A 13,522-nucleotide genomic window follows, 5' to 3' on the forward strand; every position below is an offset into this window, starting at 1 on the left:
ACCGGTGAGCAGAGCCGGTCAGCGGAACAGACGGTCCGGCTCGCGGGAGCCGCCCCGGCGCACGAGCCAGGCCTCGGTGATGTGGGTGAACATCGCCTCGGCGGCGCCCTCCGGGTCGTGCGCCGCGATCCGCAGGTAGATGTTGCGGTGACCGCGGTTGGAGGCGACGCACAGGTCGGGCCGGATCTCGCCCATGTAGCGGGCGGTGTTGACCACCTGGCTCTCCAGAGCCCTGACCACGGCGCGGGCGATCCGGTTGCCGGACGTTCGCATGATGGTGTCGTGGAAGGCGCGGTCCTGCACGGCGTAGGCGGCCGGGTCGTCCACGAGGGTGTCCATGGTGGCGACCAGCCGCTCCAGCTGCTCGAGGGTCTCGTCGTCGGCATGCCGGGCCGCCACGTGCGCCATGTCCGACTCGAGGATGCGCCGGGTGACGACGAGATCGTCCAAGACGTCCAGCCCGCCCTCCTCGGCGATGCTCGCGGTGAGCACGAGCTCATCGAGCATGTTCCACATCACGGGTGGGTTCACGGTGGTCCCCGAGCCGCGACGCACCTGGACCAGGCCCTTCTCCTGGAGCACCTTGACCGCCTCGCGGACCACCGTGCGACTCACCGAGAAGCTCTCGCACAGCGCCGGCTCCGACGGCATCGACGAACCGGGCGGATACTGCCCCCGGACGATGCGCTCCACCAGGTCGCCGGTCAGCGCGCTGGCGAGGTTGGCCGGTCGTCGAGACCACTCCGGGGGACCCGGGACGTCGCCCATCGCTGTCTCTGGCCCTGCACTCGTCACTCGGACCTCCATCGATCGCCCCGCAGACGCCACCCAGACGCCGGTCGTCGGGTGCCCACGACCGCAGTATAGACATCTGACGATTGACATCAGACGTCATACGACTTATGTTCTCTCAAATTCCATGGCCGAGGCGTCCAGCCACGGCCCCTGACTGGGAGCGAGCGGCGATGAAGCGACGTCTCTGGCCCGCGGCCGTCATGGCGATGGCGCTGGCCTTGCTAGGTGCATGTGGAGACTCCTCGGGGGATGGGTCGTCCAGTGATGCCGACCTGACGGTGTGGGTCGACGCCGCTCGGCTCCCGGCGGCGGAGGCCTACGTCGAGGCGCACCCCGACCTCGACGTGGACGTCGTCACCTACGACGGGAACGGCAACGGGGCGACGACGATGCAGTCCAAGATCCAGCTGTGGAACCGGTCCGGCGAGGGCTGGCCGGACGTCGTCTTCAGCCAGCAGGTCAACGACCCGGTGTGGATGGCCCAGGAGCCGTTCGAGTTCGCCGCACCGCTGGAGGAGATCATTCCCGAGGACATCCGCAGCGAGTGGCCGGACACGTCACTGGCCCAGTGCACGATCAACGGCAAGCTCTACTGCCTCCAGGACAACCTCGCCCAGGTCGTGCTGTGGGTCAACCAGAAGAAGATGGACGAGTTCGGCTACACCGTCCCCACCACGTGGCAGGAATGGGCCGCGCTGGGCGAGAAGGTGGCGGCCGAGCACCCGGGCTACATCGTGGGCAACATCGGCGACTCCTACAGCCACTGGATCTACTTCTGGGGCAACCAGTGCCCGCTCCAGCAGCTCGAGGGTGAGGCGGTCAAGATCGACCCGGCCGACGAACACTGCACGCGGACGGCGGAGCTGCTCGACCCCTTGATCGAGAACGGCGCGGTTCCGCCGCTCAGCGTCTTCACCCCCGACTTCGCCCAGACCTACGGCGGCGCGGACGACAAGATCCTGACGATGCCCGGACCCGCGTGGTACGCACAGGCCGTGTTCGGTGACGCGCTGCAGGTTCCCGCCGGTGAGATGACAGCGGCACCCGCCTTGCAGTGGGAGGACGAGCCAGTGACCACCGGCCAGGTCGGCGGCGGACCGTGGATCATCTCGCGGCACTCCGAGGACCTCGAGGCCGCGGCGGACTTCGTCACCTTCGTGACGACCGAGTTCAACCCGAAGGGCAAGGATGCGAGGCCCGGCTACCCGGCGTACGCGCCGGCCGCCGAGGAGTGGCTGGCGGACCTGGCGGCCAACCCCTACTTCGCGGCAGACCCCACGCCGGCGCTGCAGACGGCTGCCGACCAGATCTGGTCGGGCTGGAGCCTGGTGACCTACCCCGACCAGCCGGTCTGGTCGGACACCGTGGTCTCGAAGCTGGTGGCCGGCGAGTCGCTCAGCTCGCAGTTGGAACCTCTCGGTGAGGCGCTCGCCAACGCGGCTGAAGCGGCTGGGTATGCCGTTGTCGGCAACTGATGCCTCGGGGCCCGTGCAGGCCAGGCGCACACATGGCCTGCACGGGTGGCGGGGCTTCGCGTTCGTCGCCCCCTACCTGGTGCTGCTCATCCTGTTCGGCGTCCTGCCGATGCTCTACGCCGGCCTGCTCGCCTTCACCAACGAGAGCGGCGGCTGGGCCGGGTTGCAGAACTTCACCGACACCGCCCGTGACTACCGCTTCATGCCGGCCCTGGTGCACGTCCTGGTCTACACGAGCGTCTGGCTGAGCCTGCTCATCGTGTTCGTCGTCGGGCTCGCGCTGCTGCTGCACGGGCGAGCGAGCCGGGCGTCCTCGACCTTCCGGTTCCTCTACTACCTGCCGGGCGCCCTGGCCGGCGCGGCCTCGGTCCTGGTCTGGCTCTTCATGCTCGACCCGTCGGTCAGCCCGGCGTCGTTCCTGGTGCGCACCGTCCTGGACGCGGACCTCTTCATCGAGGCGATCGCGCCCGGCAAGCTCCCCTTCATCTTCGCGATGATCGCGTTCTGGACCGGGGCGGGCGGTTGGGTGGTGGTCCTCTACGGGGCGCTGAACACGATCCCGCAGGAGCTGGAGGACGCGGCGCGCATCGACGGGGCCGGGCCCCTGACGCTTGCCCTGCGGCTGAAGCTCCCGCTGATCCGCAAGTGGATCGCCTACATGGTCATCCTGTCGTTCGCGACCGGCACCCAGCTCTTCGTCGAACCGCAGCTGGTCAACCAGGCGAGCCTGGGCATGGTCCCCGACACCTGGTCGTCCAACCAGCTGGCCTACCAGCTGGCCTTCCGGTACGCCGACTTCAACGCCGCCGCCGCGATCTCCGTCGACCTCCTGGCCATCGGTTTGCTGGGCGCCGTCGTGATCATCTCGCGCACCGGGCTGTTCAAGGTCGAGGACTGATGGGTCTCCTGCTGCGCGGCGTCCGGGCCGTGGTCCTCGCGGCGTTCGCGGTCTTCTTCGTGGCCCCGATGGTCTGGCTGGTCCTCGCCCCCACGAAGTCCGACGCTGACCTGGTCGCGAGGGGACCGTTCACCTTCGGTAGCTTCGACCAGGTCGCGCGCGCGTGGGAGCACCTGCACGCCTTCAGCGACCACATCTACGTGACCTGGATCGGCAACTCGCTGCTCTACGCGGTGAGCGCCACCGCGATCGTCCTGGTCACGGCGATCCCGGCCGGCTACACCCTGGCCCTCGGCAGCTTCCCCGGCCGGCGGCTCGTGCTGACGACGACCTTGGTCGTGATGATCATGCCGGCCGCGGCCCTGGTCCTTCCCATCTTCCTCGAGCTCAACGCGCTGAACCTGATCGGGAACGTCTTCTCGGTGATCCTGCCGTTCGCGTTCTTCCCGTTCGGGGTCAACCTGGCCTACATCTACTACTCGACCGCGATACCGCGCGAGCTGCTCGACGCCGCCCGCGTCGACGGCTGCGGGGAATGGGCCACCTTCCGCCACATCGCACTGCCCCTGGCGAAGCCGGTGGTCGCGCTCGTGCTGTTCTTCAGCTTCGTCTCCGACTGGAACAACTTCTTCCTGCCCTACACCGTGCTCGCCGACTCCCGGCAGTACCCGATCCAGGTGGGGCTGTCGCAGCTGCTGTCGTCGACGCCGTCGTTCAACCCGGCCACCGGTGGCGGCGGCCAGCAGGTGGGCATCTTCCGGCCCGAGCTGGCGCTGGCGACCCTGCTCGCCGTGATCCCGGTCGCGATCGTCTTCATGCTGTCGCAGCGCGCCCTGGTGCGCGGGCTGGTCGGCGGCGGGGTCAAGGAGTGACATGCGGATCACCGGCTATCGGACCCTCACCACGGTCCACGACTGGGGACGCCCCGTGGGTGACGCCAACGGCGTCTTCCACGACGGGCTCGTCGCGGTCCCCATGGTCCTCGTCGACACCGACGAAGGCATCACCGGCGTCGGGCTGGGCCCGCACCTGGGACTGAGCAGCCTGTTCACCGCCCTCGACGGAGAGGACCCGCGGGCGACCGTCGCGCTCTACGACCGGATGCTCCACCACGTGTTCAAGGCCGGCCACGGCGGAGCCCTCTTCGGGACCATCGGCGCGCTGGACTCGGCGCTGTGGGACATCAAGGCCAAGGCCGCCGGTCAGCCGCTGTGGCGGCTGCTGGGGGGCCGCGACCGGGTGGTGCCGGCGTACGCCTCGGGGCTGGACATCGCCTTGTCCGAGGACGAGCTCGCGGAGGTCTACCGGACCTATGCCGAGCGAGGCCTGCGGGTGGCGAAGCTCAAGGGAGGGCTGGACGTCGGCGAGGACCTGTCCAGGCTGACGCTGGTCCGCGAGGTCCTCGCCGAGGGCAACCCGGGGTCGCGCCCGGGCCTGATGATCGACGCGAACGAGTCGTGGACCGGCAAGCAGGCGGTCCGGCACGTGGCCGAGCTCGAGCGTGCCGTGGACCTCATCTGGGTCGAGGAGCCGGTCCGCCGCTGGGACGCTTCCGGGATGGTCGCGGTCGGCCGCGGCGTTCGGGCCTCGGTCGCGTCGGGGGAGAACCTCACCGGGCTCGAGCAGTACCGGCCCCTCCTCGCTGCCGGTGCCCTGGACGTCGTCCAGACGGCGTCGGGCTGGGGGGTGACCCACTTCCTCCGGGTGGCCGCCCTCGCCCATGCCCACGACCTGCCGGTCAGCCCGATCGGCACCACGCCGATCGGCCTGGTCCACGCCGCGACCGCCGTTCCCAACCACATCGCCACCGAGCTCCAGGACCTCAGCCCGCCGACCGGTCTGTCGGTCGACGTCCACGTCGAGGGGGGCCGGTTCGTGCTCGGGGAAAGCCCCGGCCTGGGGGTGACCGTGGACGAGGAGGCGATCGCGCTGGTCGACCCCCCGGACATCGTCCCCTTGCGGACCGGCCCGCACATCCGGCCGGCACACGCGGGCAGGCGGCTCGACTTCGAGCCTTCTTGATGGACGTCCGCCGGACGCCGCACGGTCTGAGGCTGACCGAGCTGGGGTTCGGCGGCGCGCCGCTGGGCAACCTGCACTCCGCCATCACCGACGACGAGGCGAGCGACGCGGTGCGCGCTGCCTGGGACACGGGCCTGCGCTACTTCGACACGGCACCGCACTACGGCCTCGGCCTGGCCGAGCGAAGGCTGGGCCGAGCTCTGCGGGCCTACCCCCGAGAGGAGTACGTGGTGTCCACCAAGGTGGGCCGCTGGTTGGAGCCGTCGGACGACGGTGGCCAGCCCGACCCCGAGGGGTTCGCCGTGCCCGCGAGCCATCGCCGGGTCTGGGACTTCAGCCGGGACGGCGTGTTGCGGTCGATCGAGGCCAGCCTCGAGCGCCTGGGCCTGGACCGCATCGACCTCGTCCTGATCCACGACCCGGACGACCACGCCCGTGAGGCGCTCGAGGAGGCTGCTCCGGCGCTGTCCCGGCTGCGCTCCGAAGGGGTCATCCGTGGATACGGAGCGGGGATGAACCAGGCGCCGATGCTCGCCCGCTTCGTCCGCGAGAGCGACGTGGACGTCGTCATGGTGGCCGGGAGGTACACCCTGCTCGACCAGTCGGGCGAGGACCTCCTGTCGGTGGCGCTCGAGCAGGGGGTGGGGGTCCTCAACGCCGGCATCTTCAACTCGGGCCTGCTCTCCCGGCCACGACCGGGACCGGGCGCCCCCTACGACTACGGTCCGGTCCCGGCTGACGTGCTCGAGCGTGCGACCCGGATCGCCGAGGTCTGCGAGGAGTTCGGCGTCGACCTGCCGACCGCGGCGCTCGCGTTCGCCGGCCGTCCCCCCGCGGTGTCGAGCGTGGTGGTCGGCCTGCGGTCACCCGCCCAGGTGCGTGACCTGGTCGTGCGCTGGGAGCGCCGGGTCCCGGACGGCCTGTGGGCCGCTCTGAGCGCCCTGCGCCTGGTCGCACCCACGAGGGCCACGTGACCGGAAAGTCCGTTGTCGCGGGTTGGGTTGTCCTTCTACTCTCGTCCTACACGGGAAAGGAGGTGGTCCGAAGAATGAATTCTTTGAGGACGCGTGAGGTGGCTGCCCGCTAGCAGCCCTCCCAGAAATGGGCACAGCAAGACGTGGGGTTGAGAGACCCCGCGAGCTGCTGGTGAATCCAAAGCAGCTACCCGACCCGCAGGCGAACCGGGAACGTCCCCCGGTGCGGCCCCTCCGCAGGGACCACGTCTGCGGGTTGCTGCATTTCGCTCGCCCGGAATATAGTTGCCTACGACAACCTTTTGCCCAGCATGACGGACGTGCGTGCAGTGACTGCGATCGACCACACCGACGCCGAGGCGGCTGCCGGCCCGGCCGCGCCGATGTCCCACCGGGAGATCCTCGAGGCGCTGTCCGGGCTCCTGCTGGCGATGTTCGTGGCCATGCTGTCCAGCACCGTGGTCACCACCGCGCTCCCGGTGATCGTCACCGACCTGGGGGGCACCCAGACCGGCTACACCTGGGTCGTCGTCGCCACGCTGCTCGCCATGACGGCGACCACGCCCATCTGGGGCAAGCTGGCCGACCTGTTCTCCAGGAAGCTGCTCGTGCAGTCCGCGCTGGTCATCTTCTCGGTCGGCTCCGTGCTCGCGATGCTCGCGCCCGACATGGAGACCCTCATCGCGGCCCGGGTGGTGCAGGGCCTCGGCATCGGCGGCCTGACGGCGCTCGTCCAGGTCGTGATCGCGACCATGGTCAGCCCGCGCGAGCGGGGGCGCTACACGGGCTACGTCGGCGCGACCTTCGCGCTGGCCACGGTCAGCGGCCCGCTGGTCGGCGGTGTGGTCGTGGACTCCCCGCTCGGCTGGCGCGGCACGTTCTTCATCGGCATCCCGGTCGCCCTGGCGGCGTTCCTGGTCCTGCAGGCCAAGCTGAAGCTGCCGGTGGTGCGCCGGCCGGTGCACATCGACTACGCCGGCGCCACCCTGCTCGTCGCGGGAGTGAGCATCCTGCTGGTCTGGGTGTCCTTGGCAGGCAACCAGTTCGCCTGGGCCTCGCCCGTGACCGCGTTGCTGGTCCCCGGCGGCCTGCTCGTCCTGGCCGCCGCCCTCTGGGTCGAGACGCGTCGCGCCGTGGACCCGGTGATCCCGATGCGGCTCTTCCGCGACCGGACCACGGCCCTGGCCACCGCGGCCTCCATCTTCGTCGGCGTCTCGATGTTCGGCGCGACCGTCTACCTCAGCCAGTACTTCCAGAGCGCCCGCGGCATGTCGCCGACCGAGGCAGGGCTGATGTCGGTGGCGCTGGTCGGCGGGCTGCTGGTCTCGAGCATCGCCACCGGCCGGATCATCAGCGCGACCGGCCTCTGGAAGCGCTACCTCGTGGGTGGCATGGTGCTGGTCGTGGTCGGCATGGGTCTGCTCGGCACGATCGATGCGACCACCTCGCTCGTCTGGATCGGTGTTTTCATGGCGGTCCTCGGGCTGGGCCTGGGCGCGACGATGCAGAACCTGGTGCTCGCCGTGCAGAACAACACCGCGCAGGCCGACATGGGCGCGGCGAGCTCGGTCGTCGCCTTCTTCCGCTCGATCGGCGGGTCGGTCGGGGTCTCGGTGCTGGGGGCGCTGCTCGCCCACCAGGTCGCAGGCTCGGTCATGGCCGGCCTGGCCGACCTGGGGATCGACGGCAGCCACCGCAGTGGCGCCATCCCGGACCTCGAGGCGCTGCCCGCGCCGGTGCGTGCCCTCTACGAGACGGCCTTCGGCGAGGCGACCGGCCACGTGTTCCTGGCCGCGGTGCCCTTCGCCGTGGTGGCGCTCGGCTGCGTGCTGCTCATCCGCGAGGTGCCGCTGCGCACCACGCTCGACCTCGACGAGACCGCATGACTGCGGCGCGCGGTGAACAGCTGCGCCGCCTCGAGGCCGAGGTCGGCGTGCTGATCCGCCGCATCCGCCGGGTCATCCACGAGCGGGCCCGCGCCGTGCACCCGGAGATGCAGCCCTCGGCCTACCTCCTCCTCGCCTGGCTGGCCGAGGAGGGCCCGGTCCGGGCGTCCGCTATCGCCGAGAGCTTCGGCATCGACAAGGGCGCGATCTCCCGCCAGCTCCAGCACCTGGTCGAGCTCGGCCTGGTCACCCGCCAGCCCGACCCGGCCGACGGGCGCGCGACGCTGGTCGCGGCCAGCGACGACGCCGTACGCCGGATGGCCGACGTCGCCGCCCACCGGCGCAAGTGGCTGGACGAGCAGCTCGGCGACTGGTCGGCGGACGAGCTGGCCGGGTTCGTGGACACGCTGGCCCGCTACAACGACGCGCTCAGCGGCTGACCCACGCAGCGGTGTCGGGCGGCAGCAGGCCGCCGGCGAGCTCGCCGCTGGTGATCACGACCTCGCCGGACGGGAGCTCCACCGGCTCGGTGCCCGCGTTGAGCACGACCGTCAGGCCGCCACGGCGCAGCGCGAGCACGTCACCGTCGGTCGTCAGCAGCTCGACGTCGTCCCCGGAGCCGAGGGCGTGCTCGCGCCGGGCGGCCAGGGCGCGGCGGTAGAACGCGAGCGTCGAGTCCTCGCCGTTGCGCTCGGCCTTCTCCTGGGCCTCGACCGTGAGCCCCGACCAGTCGAGCGGCTGGGGGATCCATGGCTGTGCGTGACCGGGACCGAAGGCGTAGGGCGGCTGGTCGCCGGCCCACGGGATCGGCACCCGGCAGCCGTCGCGACCGACCCAGTCGGACTCCCGCGGGGTGCCCTTCTGGCGGAGGTAGGCCGGGTCCTGCCGGTGCTCGGGGGCGACGTCCACCTGCTCGAGACCGAGCTCCTCGCCCTGGTAGAGGTAGGCGGACCCGGGGAGCGCCAGCATCGTGAGAGTGGCCGCCCGCGCCCGGGCCAGGCCCACTGGCCCACCGCCGTAGCGTGTGGTGTGGCGGACCACGTCGTGGTTGGACAGCACCCAGGTGGGCTGCGCGTGTACGTCGGCGAGCGCCGCGAACGTGCCGGTGACGACCTTCGAGAACGCGGCCGCGGACCAGTCCGCGAGCAGCCAGTCGAAGTTGAACGACTGCTGCATCTCGTCCGCCCGGACGAAGCGGGCCATCGACTCCGGTGTCTGCGTCCACGCCTCGGCCACGCACATCCGGTCGCCGTCGTAGTCGGCGAGCACCCGGTGCCAGCGGCGGTAGACGTCGTGGACCTCGGGCTGGTCCCACATCGGCTCGTCCGCGCCGACTCGCTCGACCATCGGGCCGTGCCCTGCCTCGTGGGCGGCGGGCACGACCTGGTCGCGCAGGCTCGCCTCCTTGACCAGGCCGTGGGCGACGTCGACGCGGAACCCGTCGACGCCCCGGTCGAGCCAGAAGCGCAGCACGTCCTCGAACATGTCGCCGACCTCGGGGTTGCGCCAGTCGAGGTCGGGCTGAGTGGTGTCGAAGAGGTGGAGGTACCACTGCCCGTCAGGGACGCGCGTCCACGCGTCGCCACCGAACACGGACTTCCAGTTGTTGGGCGGCTCGGCGCCGTCCGGGCCCCGGCCGTCGCGGAACAGGTAGCGGGCCCGCTCCGGGCTTCCCGGACCGGCGGCCAGGGCGGCGCGGAACCACTCGTGCTGGCTCGAGGTGTGGTTGGGGACCAGGTCGACGATGACCTTCAGCCCGAGCTCGTGTGCCCGGGCCAGCAGGGTGTCGGCGTCATCGAGGGTGCCGAAGAGCGGGTCGACGTCGCGGTAGTCGGCGACGTCGTAGCCGTGGTCGTGCTGGGGCGAGGTGTAGAACGGCGTGATCCACAGCGCGTCGACGCCCAGGTCGCGCAGGTAGGGGAGCCGTGAGGTGATGCCGGCGAGGTCGCCGACCCCGTCGCCGTCACTGTCGGCGAAGGAGCGCACGTAGACCTGGTAGGTCACGGCCTCGCGCCACCAGGGCTGGGCCTCGGTCGGGATTGGATCGTTCAAATCCGGCATGGAGGCCAGCCTACTGTCCGGCCGGCCGTCAGTTGAAAGCCGACGGGTCGACCGTGATCCAGACCTGCTCGGCCGCCGCCACGAGCCGGCCGGACGAGTCGTAGACGCTGGTGGCGGTGTAGTTCTTGCGTCCCTCGCGGCCGCGGTCGTGGCCGACCACGACATGCGGCTCGCCCACCAGCGGCAGCGCGTCCACCCGCGCGGTCATGCTCCCGAGCACCATCGGTCGCTCCCCGACGTCGGCGGCCCAGGCGCCGGCGCAGTCGAGTGCGGCCCACACGACCGGGAGCCTGGCCTGGGGGCCGCCCTCGTCGGCCACGCTCTGGTGCGGGGTCCAGCTGGCGGCCACCCGGGGCCGGCCGTCGAGGCCGGCGACAAGACCGGGGAAGATCCGCAGCCCGTCGCCCGGCTGTCGGCCGGGACCGCACGTGAAGCAGGTGGGGAACGGGTGGGTCGCCAGGCCTGGGTAGGTCGCCTCGGCGGCGCGAGCCACCTCGAGTGTCACCGGCGCCACGGCGACCGGGTCGGAGCCGGCCGAGGCCTGCGCGACGACCTCGTCGTCGTACGCCGCCGCGATCACCTCACCGTCGCGCTCCACGTCCATGGGCACGTCGAGCGGCGGTGGCAGGCGCAACCGCACCGAGGTGGCCGGCCAGGCGTGGCCGGTCAGGCCGCCGGCGAGCTCGGCGAGCGCCCCGGCGGTGTAGCCGCCGTTGCCGGACCGCGCCGGTCCCCGGAAGCGCCCCTCGATCACCAGGGTCTCGACAGGACGGGTCACCCCAGCACTCTAGGACGCGCGACCGGTCAGCCCGGATCGGCGACCGCGCCGCCGGACTCGATGGCCTCGAAGTGCCGTTCCCTTCCCGCGCGGGCCGCCTCGATGAAGACCACGAGCACGTCGTGCGGGTTGAGGTGCGCCGAGTCGTGCTCGAACGGCGCCTCGAGCCCGTGCAGCTCACGCTGCTCCGACCGGCCGCCGTAGAGACGGCCGAGCCAGGACATCACCCGGTCGTCGGCATGCAGGAGAGCCGAGGGGAGGCGCGGCTCGGGGCGGGTGACGTCGAGGACGGGAGAGCGGTGGCGGGGCTTGGCCGACTTGTTTGCCATCTCGGGACCTCGGGTGGCGGTGGGGGGACGAAGTCTGTGCCCATGCAAGCGCTCCGCTCGGGTGTTGTCACTCCCTGGAGAGGATTTCCACAGTTCGGTTACAGGGGTGGGGGCCCGAGCGGGCCATGCCGGTGCTGGGGTCAGTGGCGGACCTGTTCCCAGCGGGCGAGGGCCTCGCGGCGCTCGGCGGCGTGGTCGACGATCCGGTCCGGATAGCCCACCTGGCGGCGTACGGCGTCGTTCGGGTCATGCGGATCGGGCACCGTGCCGCGGTCGGCCAGCTCCTCGACCCAGCGCCGGACGTAGTCGCCGGCAGGGTCGAACCGGCGGCTCTGGCCGGTGGGGTTGAAGACCCGGAAGAACGGCGCCGCGTCGGTGCCGCTGCCGGCGGTCCACTGCCAGCCGTGCTGGTTGGAGGCGAGGTCGCCGTCGACGAGCCAGCGCATGAAGTGCCGGGCACCGTGCTGCCACTCGAGGTGCAGGTCCTTGACCAGGAAGCTGGCCACGATCATCCGCACCCGGTTGTGCATCCACCCGGTGCGGCGGAGCTGGCGCATCCCGGCGTCGACGATCGGGAAGCCCGTGCAGCCGCGCTGCCAGGCCTCCAGCTGGTCGCCGGGCTCGTCGTAGGCCATCCGCGCGAGCTGCGGGCGCAGGTATTCCCGGGCCGACGCGGGGTTGGAGTGCAGGACGTCGGCGTAGAACTCCCGCCACGCCAGCTCCTTGCGGTAGGTCGCCGCCCCGGCGCTGCGGAGCCGGGCCAGGTCGGCGAGCATGGTGCGCGGGTGGATCTCGCCCCACTTGAGGTGCACCGACATCCGCGAGGTGCCGTCGCGGCCCGGGTCGTCGCGGGCGTCGGCGTAGTCGCCGACGTGGGGCAGGAACTCGCGCCAGCGGCGTACCGCCGCGGCCTCACCCGCCTCGGGCAGCGCGAGCCCTCGCGGGAGCGGCGGGTCCGGGATCTCCACGGTGCCGATGCCGGTGCCGTCCTCCGGCACGACCCAGGAGACGGCCCCCGGAGGGTCGACCGGGGCCCGCCAGCCGTGCTGCGTCCAGGCCTTGGCGAATGGTGTGAAGACCTGGTAGGGCTCACCCGAGCCGTTCCGGACCCGGCCGGGTGCGACGGCGTACGCCGAGCCAGTGCGCGCCAGCGCGATTCCCTCGACCGCCAGCGCCCGCTCGACCTCGCGGTCGCGCCGGGCGCCGTAGGGACCGAAGTCGGCGGCCGCGTGGACGCGCTCGGCTCCGACCGCCTTCGCCGCCAGCACGACCCGGCGGACCGGGTCGCCCCGCACGACCGTGAGCCGGGTCCCCCGGAGCCGGAGCTCGCCGTCGAGGGCGCGCAGGGAGGCGGCGAGGTAGGCCTGGCGCGGGCGCCCGGCCGGTCCCCAGAGCGCCGGATCCAGCACGAACAGCGGCAGCACCTCGCCGTCCGCGGCCGCCTCGAGCAGCGCTGGGTTGTCGGCGAGCCGGAGATCGCGCCGGAACCAGATCACCGAACTCACCTCAAGAAACCTACGATGGCCCGGTGAGCGATCTCATCGACACCACGGAGATGTACCTCCGGACCATCTACGAGCTGGTCGAGGAGGGCATCACCCCGCTACGTGCCCGGATCGCCGAGCGGCTCCACCAGAGCGGTCCGACGGTGTCGCAGACCGTCGCCCGGATGGAGCGGGACGGGCTGGTCACCGTCGAGGGAGATCGCCACCTCGAGCTGACCGATGAGGGCCAGCGGCTCGCGACCCGGGTGATGCGCAAGCACCGGCTCGCCGAGCGGCTGCTCACCGACGTGATCGGGCTGCCGTGGGAGGAGGTGCACGAGGAGGCCTGCCGGTGGGAGCACGTGATGTCCGAGGCCGTCGAGCGCCGGCTGCTCGAGCTCCTCGACCACCCGACCGAGTCGCCCTACGGCAACCCCATCCCCGGTCTCGGCGAGCTCGGCGAGTCCAAGGTGGGCGAGGAGTTCATGGACGGTGTCGAGTCCCTCTCCCAGGTCGCCGGCCCCGACGAGGGCCGGGTGCTGGTGCGCCGCATCTCCGAGGAGATGCAGAAGGACGAGTCGCTGATGAGCGCCCTGCGCCGGGTCGGGGCCCTCCCCGACAAGACGATCACCATCGTGGCCACGCCGGAGGGCGTCCTGGTCGGGTCGGGCAACGAGACCGCCGAGATCGTCCCCGAGGCGGCCGACCACATCTTCGTCCGTCGCCTCTGACCCTGCCTGCCGGTCCAGACCGGAACCGTGGACGCGGTGACACCCCCCGGGGTATTGTCGTTGGCATCGATCCAGGGGGCATCCGGTCT

13 protein-coding genes are annotated in these 13,522 nt (G+C 71.4%); 8 read left to right on the plus strand and 5 right to left on the minus strand.

Annotated features, from left to right (window positions below; all coding sequences use genetic code 11):
- Nucleotides 1-18: 18 nt before the first annotated feature.
- Nucleotides 19-768 carry a FadR/GntR family transcriptional regulator gene (locus ACYVC6_RS09810; protein ID WP_460713470.1) on the minus strand — a complete coding sequence of 250 codons (750 nt, stop codon included), beginning with the start codon at nucleotides 766-768 and terminating at the stop codon, nucleotides 19-21.
- A 197-nt stretch (nucleotides 769-965) separates the two neighbouring features.
- Between ACYVC6_RS09810 and ACYVC6_RS09815 the strand changes: the two genes are divergently transcribed.
- From ACYVC6_RS09815 to ACYVC6_RS09845, 7 genes are all read left to right on the plus strand, one after another.
- Entirely contained in the window at nucleotides 966-2,270 is a 1,305-nt protein-coding gene (locus ACYVC6_RS09815; RefSeq protein ID WP_460713472.1) for an ABC transporter substrate-binding protein, read from the plus strand.
- Complete coding sequence (locus tag ACYVC6_RS09820; protein WP_460713474.1) at nucleotides 2,251-3,168, plus strand: carbohydrate ABC transporter permease; 918 nt, start codon at nucleotides 2,251-2,253, stop codon at nucleotides 3,166-3,168. Before ACYVC6_RS09815 ends, ACYVC6_RS09820 begins: the two co-directional genes overlap by 20 nt.
- Entirely contained in the window at nucleotides 3,168-4,040 is an 873-nt protein-coding gene (locus tag ACYVC6_RS09825; protein ID WP_460713476.1) for a carbohydrate ABC transporter permease, read from the plus strand. Before ACYVC6_RS09820 ends, ACYVC6_RS09825 begins: the two co-directional genes overlap by 1 nt.
- Nucleotide 4,041: 1 nt before the next feature.
- Nucleotides 4,042-5,190 (plus strand): mandelate racemase/muconate lactonizing enzyme family protein, encoded by a 1,149-nt coding sequence (locus tag ACYVC6_RS09830; RefSeq protein WP_460713478.1) that lies wholly within the window; start codon nucleotides 4,042-4,044, stop codon nucleotides 5,188-5,190.
- Complete coding sequence (locus ACYVC6_RS09835) at nucleotides 5,190-6,164, plus strand: aldo/keto reductase (RefSeq protein WP_460713479.1); 975 nt, start codon at nucleotides 5,190-5,192, stop codon at nucleotides 6,162-6,164. The genes ACYVC6_RS09830 and ACYVC6_RS09835 overlap by 1 nt, the downstream gene beginning before the upstream one ends.
- Nucleotides 6,165-6,484: 320 nt before the next feature.
- The gene (locus ACYVC6_RS09840; protein ID WP_460713481.1) at nucleotides 6,485-8,050 is read left to right on the plus strand and encodes an MFS transporter; all 1,566 of its coding nucleotides are present in this window, start codon (nucleotides 6,485-6,487) and stop codon (nucleotides 8,048-8,050) included.
- The gene (locus ACYVC6_RS09845; RefSeq protein WP_460713483.1) at nucleotides 8,047-8,490 is read left to right on the plus strand and encodes a MarR family winged helix-turn-helix transcriptional regulator; all 444 of its coding nucleotides are present in this window, start codon (nucleotides 8,047-8,049) and stop codon (nucleotides 8,488-8,490) included. The genes ACYVC6_RS09840 and ACYVC6_RS09845 overlap by 4 nt, the downstream gene beginning before the upstream one ends.
- On the opposite strand, the gene ACYVC6_RS09850 is transcribed toward ACYVC6_RS09845, so the two are convergent.
- The 4 genes from ACYVC6_RS09850 to ACYVC6_RS09865 form a co-directional block, all read right to left on the minus strand.
- The gene (locus ACYVC6_RS09850; protein WP_460713485.1) at nucleotides 8,480-10,111 is read right to left on the minus strand and encodes a glycoside hydrolase family 13 protein; all 1,632 of its coding nucleotides are present in this window, start codon (nucleotides 10,109-10,111) and stop codon (nucleotides 8,480-8,482) included. The two genes, ACYVC6_RS09845 and ACYVC6_RS09850, sit on opposite strands and share 11 nt — an antisense overlap.
- A gap of 28 nt (nucleotides 10,112-10,139) precedes the next feature.
- Nucleotides 10,140-10,889 (minus strand): hypothetical protein, encoded by a 750-nt coding sequence (locus tag ACYVC6_RS09855; RefSeq protein WP_460713487.1) that lies wholly within the window; start codon nucleotides 10,887-10,889, stop codon nucleotides 10,140-10,142.
- A 26-nt stretch (nucleotides 10,890-10,915) separates the two neighbouring features.
- Nucleotides 10,916-11,218: a hypothetical protein gene (locus tag ACYVC6_RS09860; RefSeq protein WP_460713489.1), complete on the minus strand. Its 303-nt coding sequence runs from the start codon at nucleotides 11,216-11,218 to the stop codon at nucleotides 10,916-10,918.
- 140 nt (nucleotides 11,219-11,358) lie between these two features.
- A complete protein-coding gene (locus ACYVC6_RS09865) occupies nucleotides 11,359-12,723 on the minus strand; it encodes a cryptochrome/photolyase family protein (RefSeq protein ID WP_460713491.1) in 1,365 nt (454 codons plus the stop codon).
- A 23-nt stretch (nucleotides 12,724-12,746) separates the two neighbouring features.
- Here ACYVC6_RS09865 and ACYVC6_RS09870 point away from each other — a divergent pair, with 23 nt between their 5' ends.
- Complete coding sequence (locus tag ACYVC6_RS09870) at nucleotides 12,747-13,433, plus strand: metal-dependent transcriptional regulator (protein WP_460713493.1); 687 nt, start codon at nucleotides 12,747-12,749, stop codon at nucleotides 13,431-13,433.
- Nucleotides 13,434-13,522: the final 89 nt, after the last annotated feature.

Source organism: Nocardioides dilutus (assembly GCF_054779555.1).

Bases quoted from the DNA above. Each gene is read 5' to 3' on its own strand.
- ACYVC6_RS09820 (WP_460713474.1), top strand. From the start codon at position 2,251: ATGCCGTTGTCGGCAACTGATGCCTCGGGGCCCGTGCAGGCCAGGCGC.
- ACYVC6_RS09845 (WP_460713483.1), top strand. From the start codon at position 8,047: ATGACTGCGGCGCGCGGTGAACAGCTGCGCCGCCTCGAGGCCGAGGTC.
- ACYVC6_RS09850 (WP_460713485.1), bottom strand. From the start codon at position 10,111: ATGCCGGATTTGAACGATCCAATCCCGACCGAGGCCCAGCCCTGGTGG.
- ACYVC6_RS09825 (WP_460713476.1), top strand. From the start codon at position 3,168: ATGGGTCTCCTGCTGCGCGGCGTCCGGGCCGTGGTCCTCGCGGCGTTC.
- ACYVC6_RS09860 (WP_460713489.1), bottom strand. From the start codon at position 11,218: ATGGCAAACAAGTCGGCCAAGCCCCGCCACCGCTCTCCCGTCCTCGAC.
- ACYVC6_RS09830 (WP_460713478.1), top strand. From the start codon at position 4,042: ATGCGGATCACCGGCTATCGGACCCTCACCACGGTCCACGACTGGGGA.
- ACYVC6_RS09835 (WP_460713479.1), top strand. From the start codon at position 5,190: ATGGACGTCCGCCGGACGCCGCACGGTCTGAGGCTGACCGAGCTGGGG.
- ACYVC6_RS09810 (WP_460713470.1), bottom strand. From the start codon at position 768: ATGGGCGACGTCCCGGGTCCCCCGGAGTGGTCTCGACGACCGGCCAAC.
- ACYVC6_RS09815 (WP_460713472.1), top strand. From the start codon at position 966: ATGAAGCGACGTCTCTGGCCCGCGGCCGTCATGGCGATGGCGCTGGCC.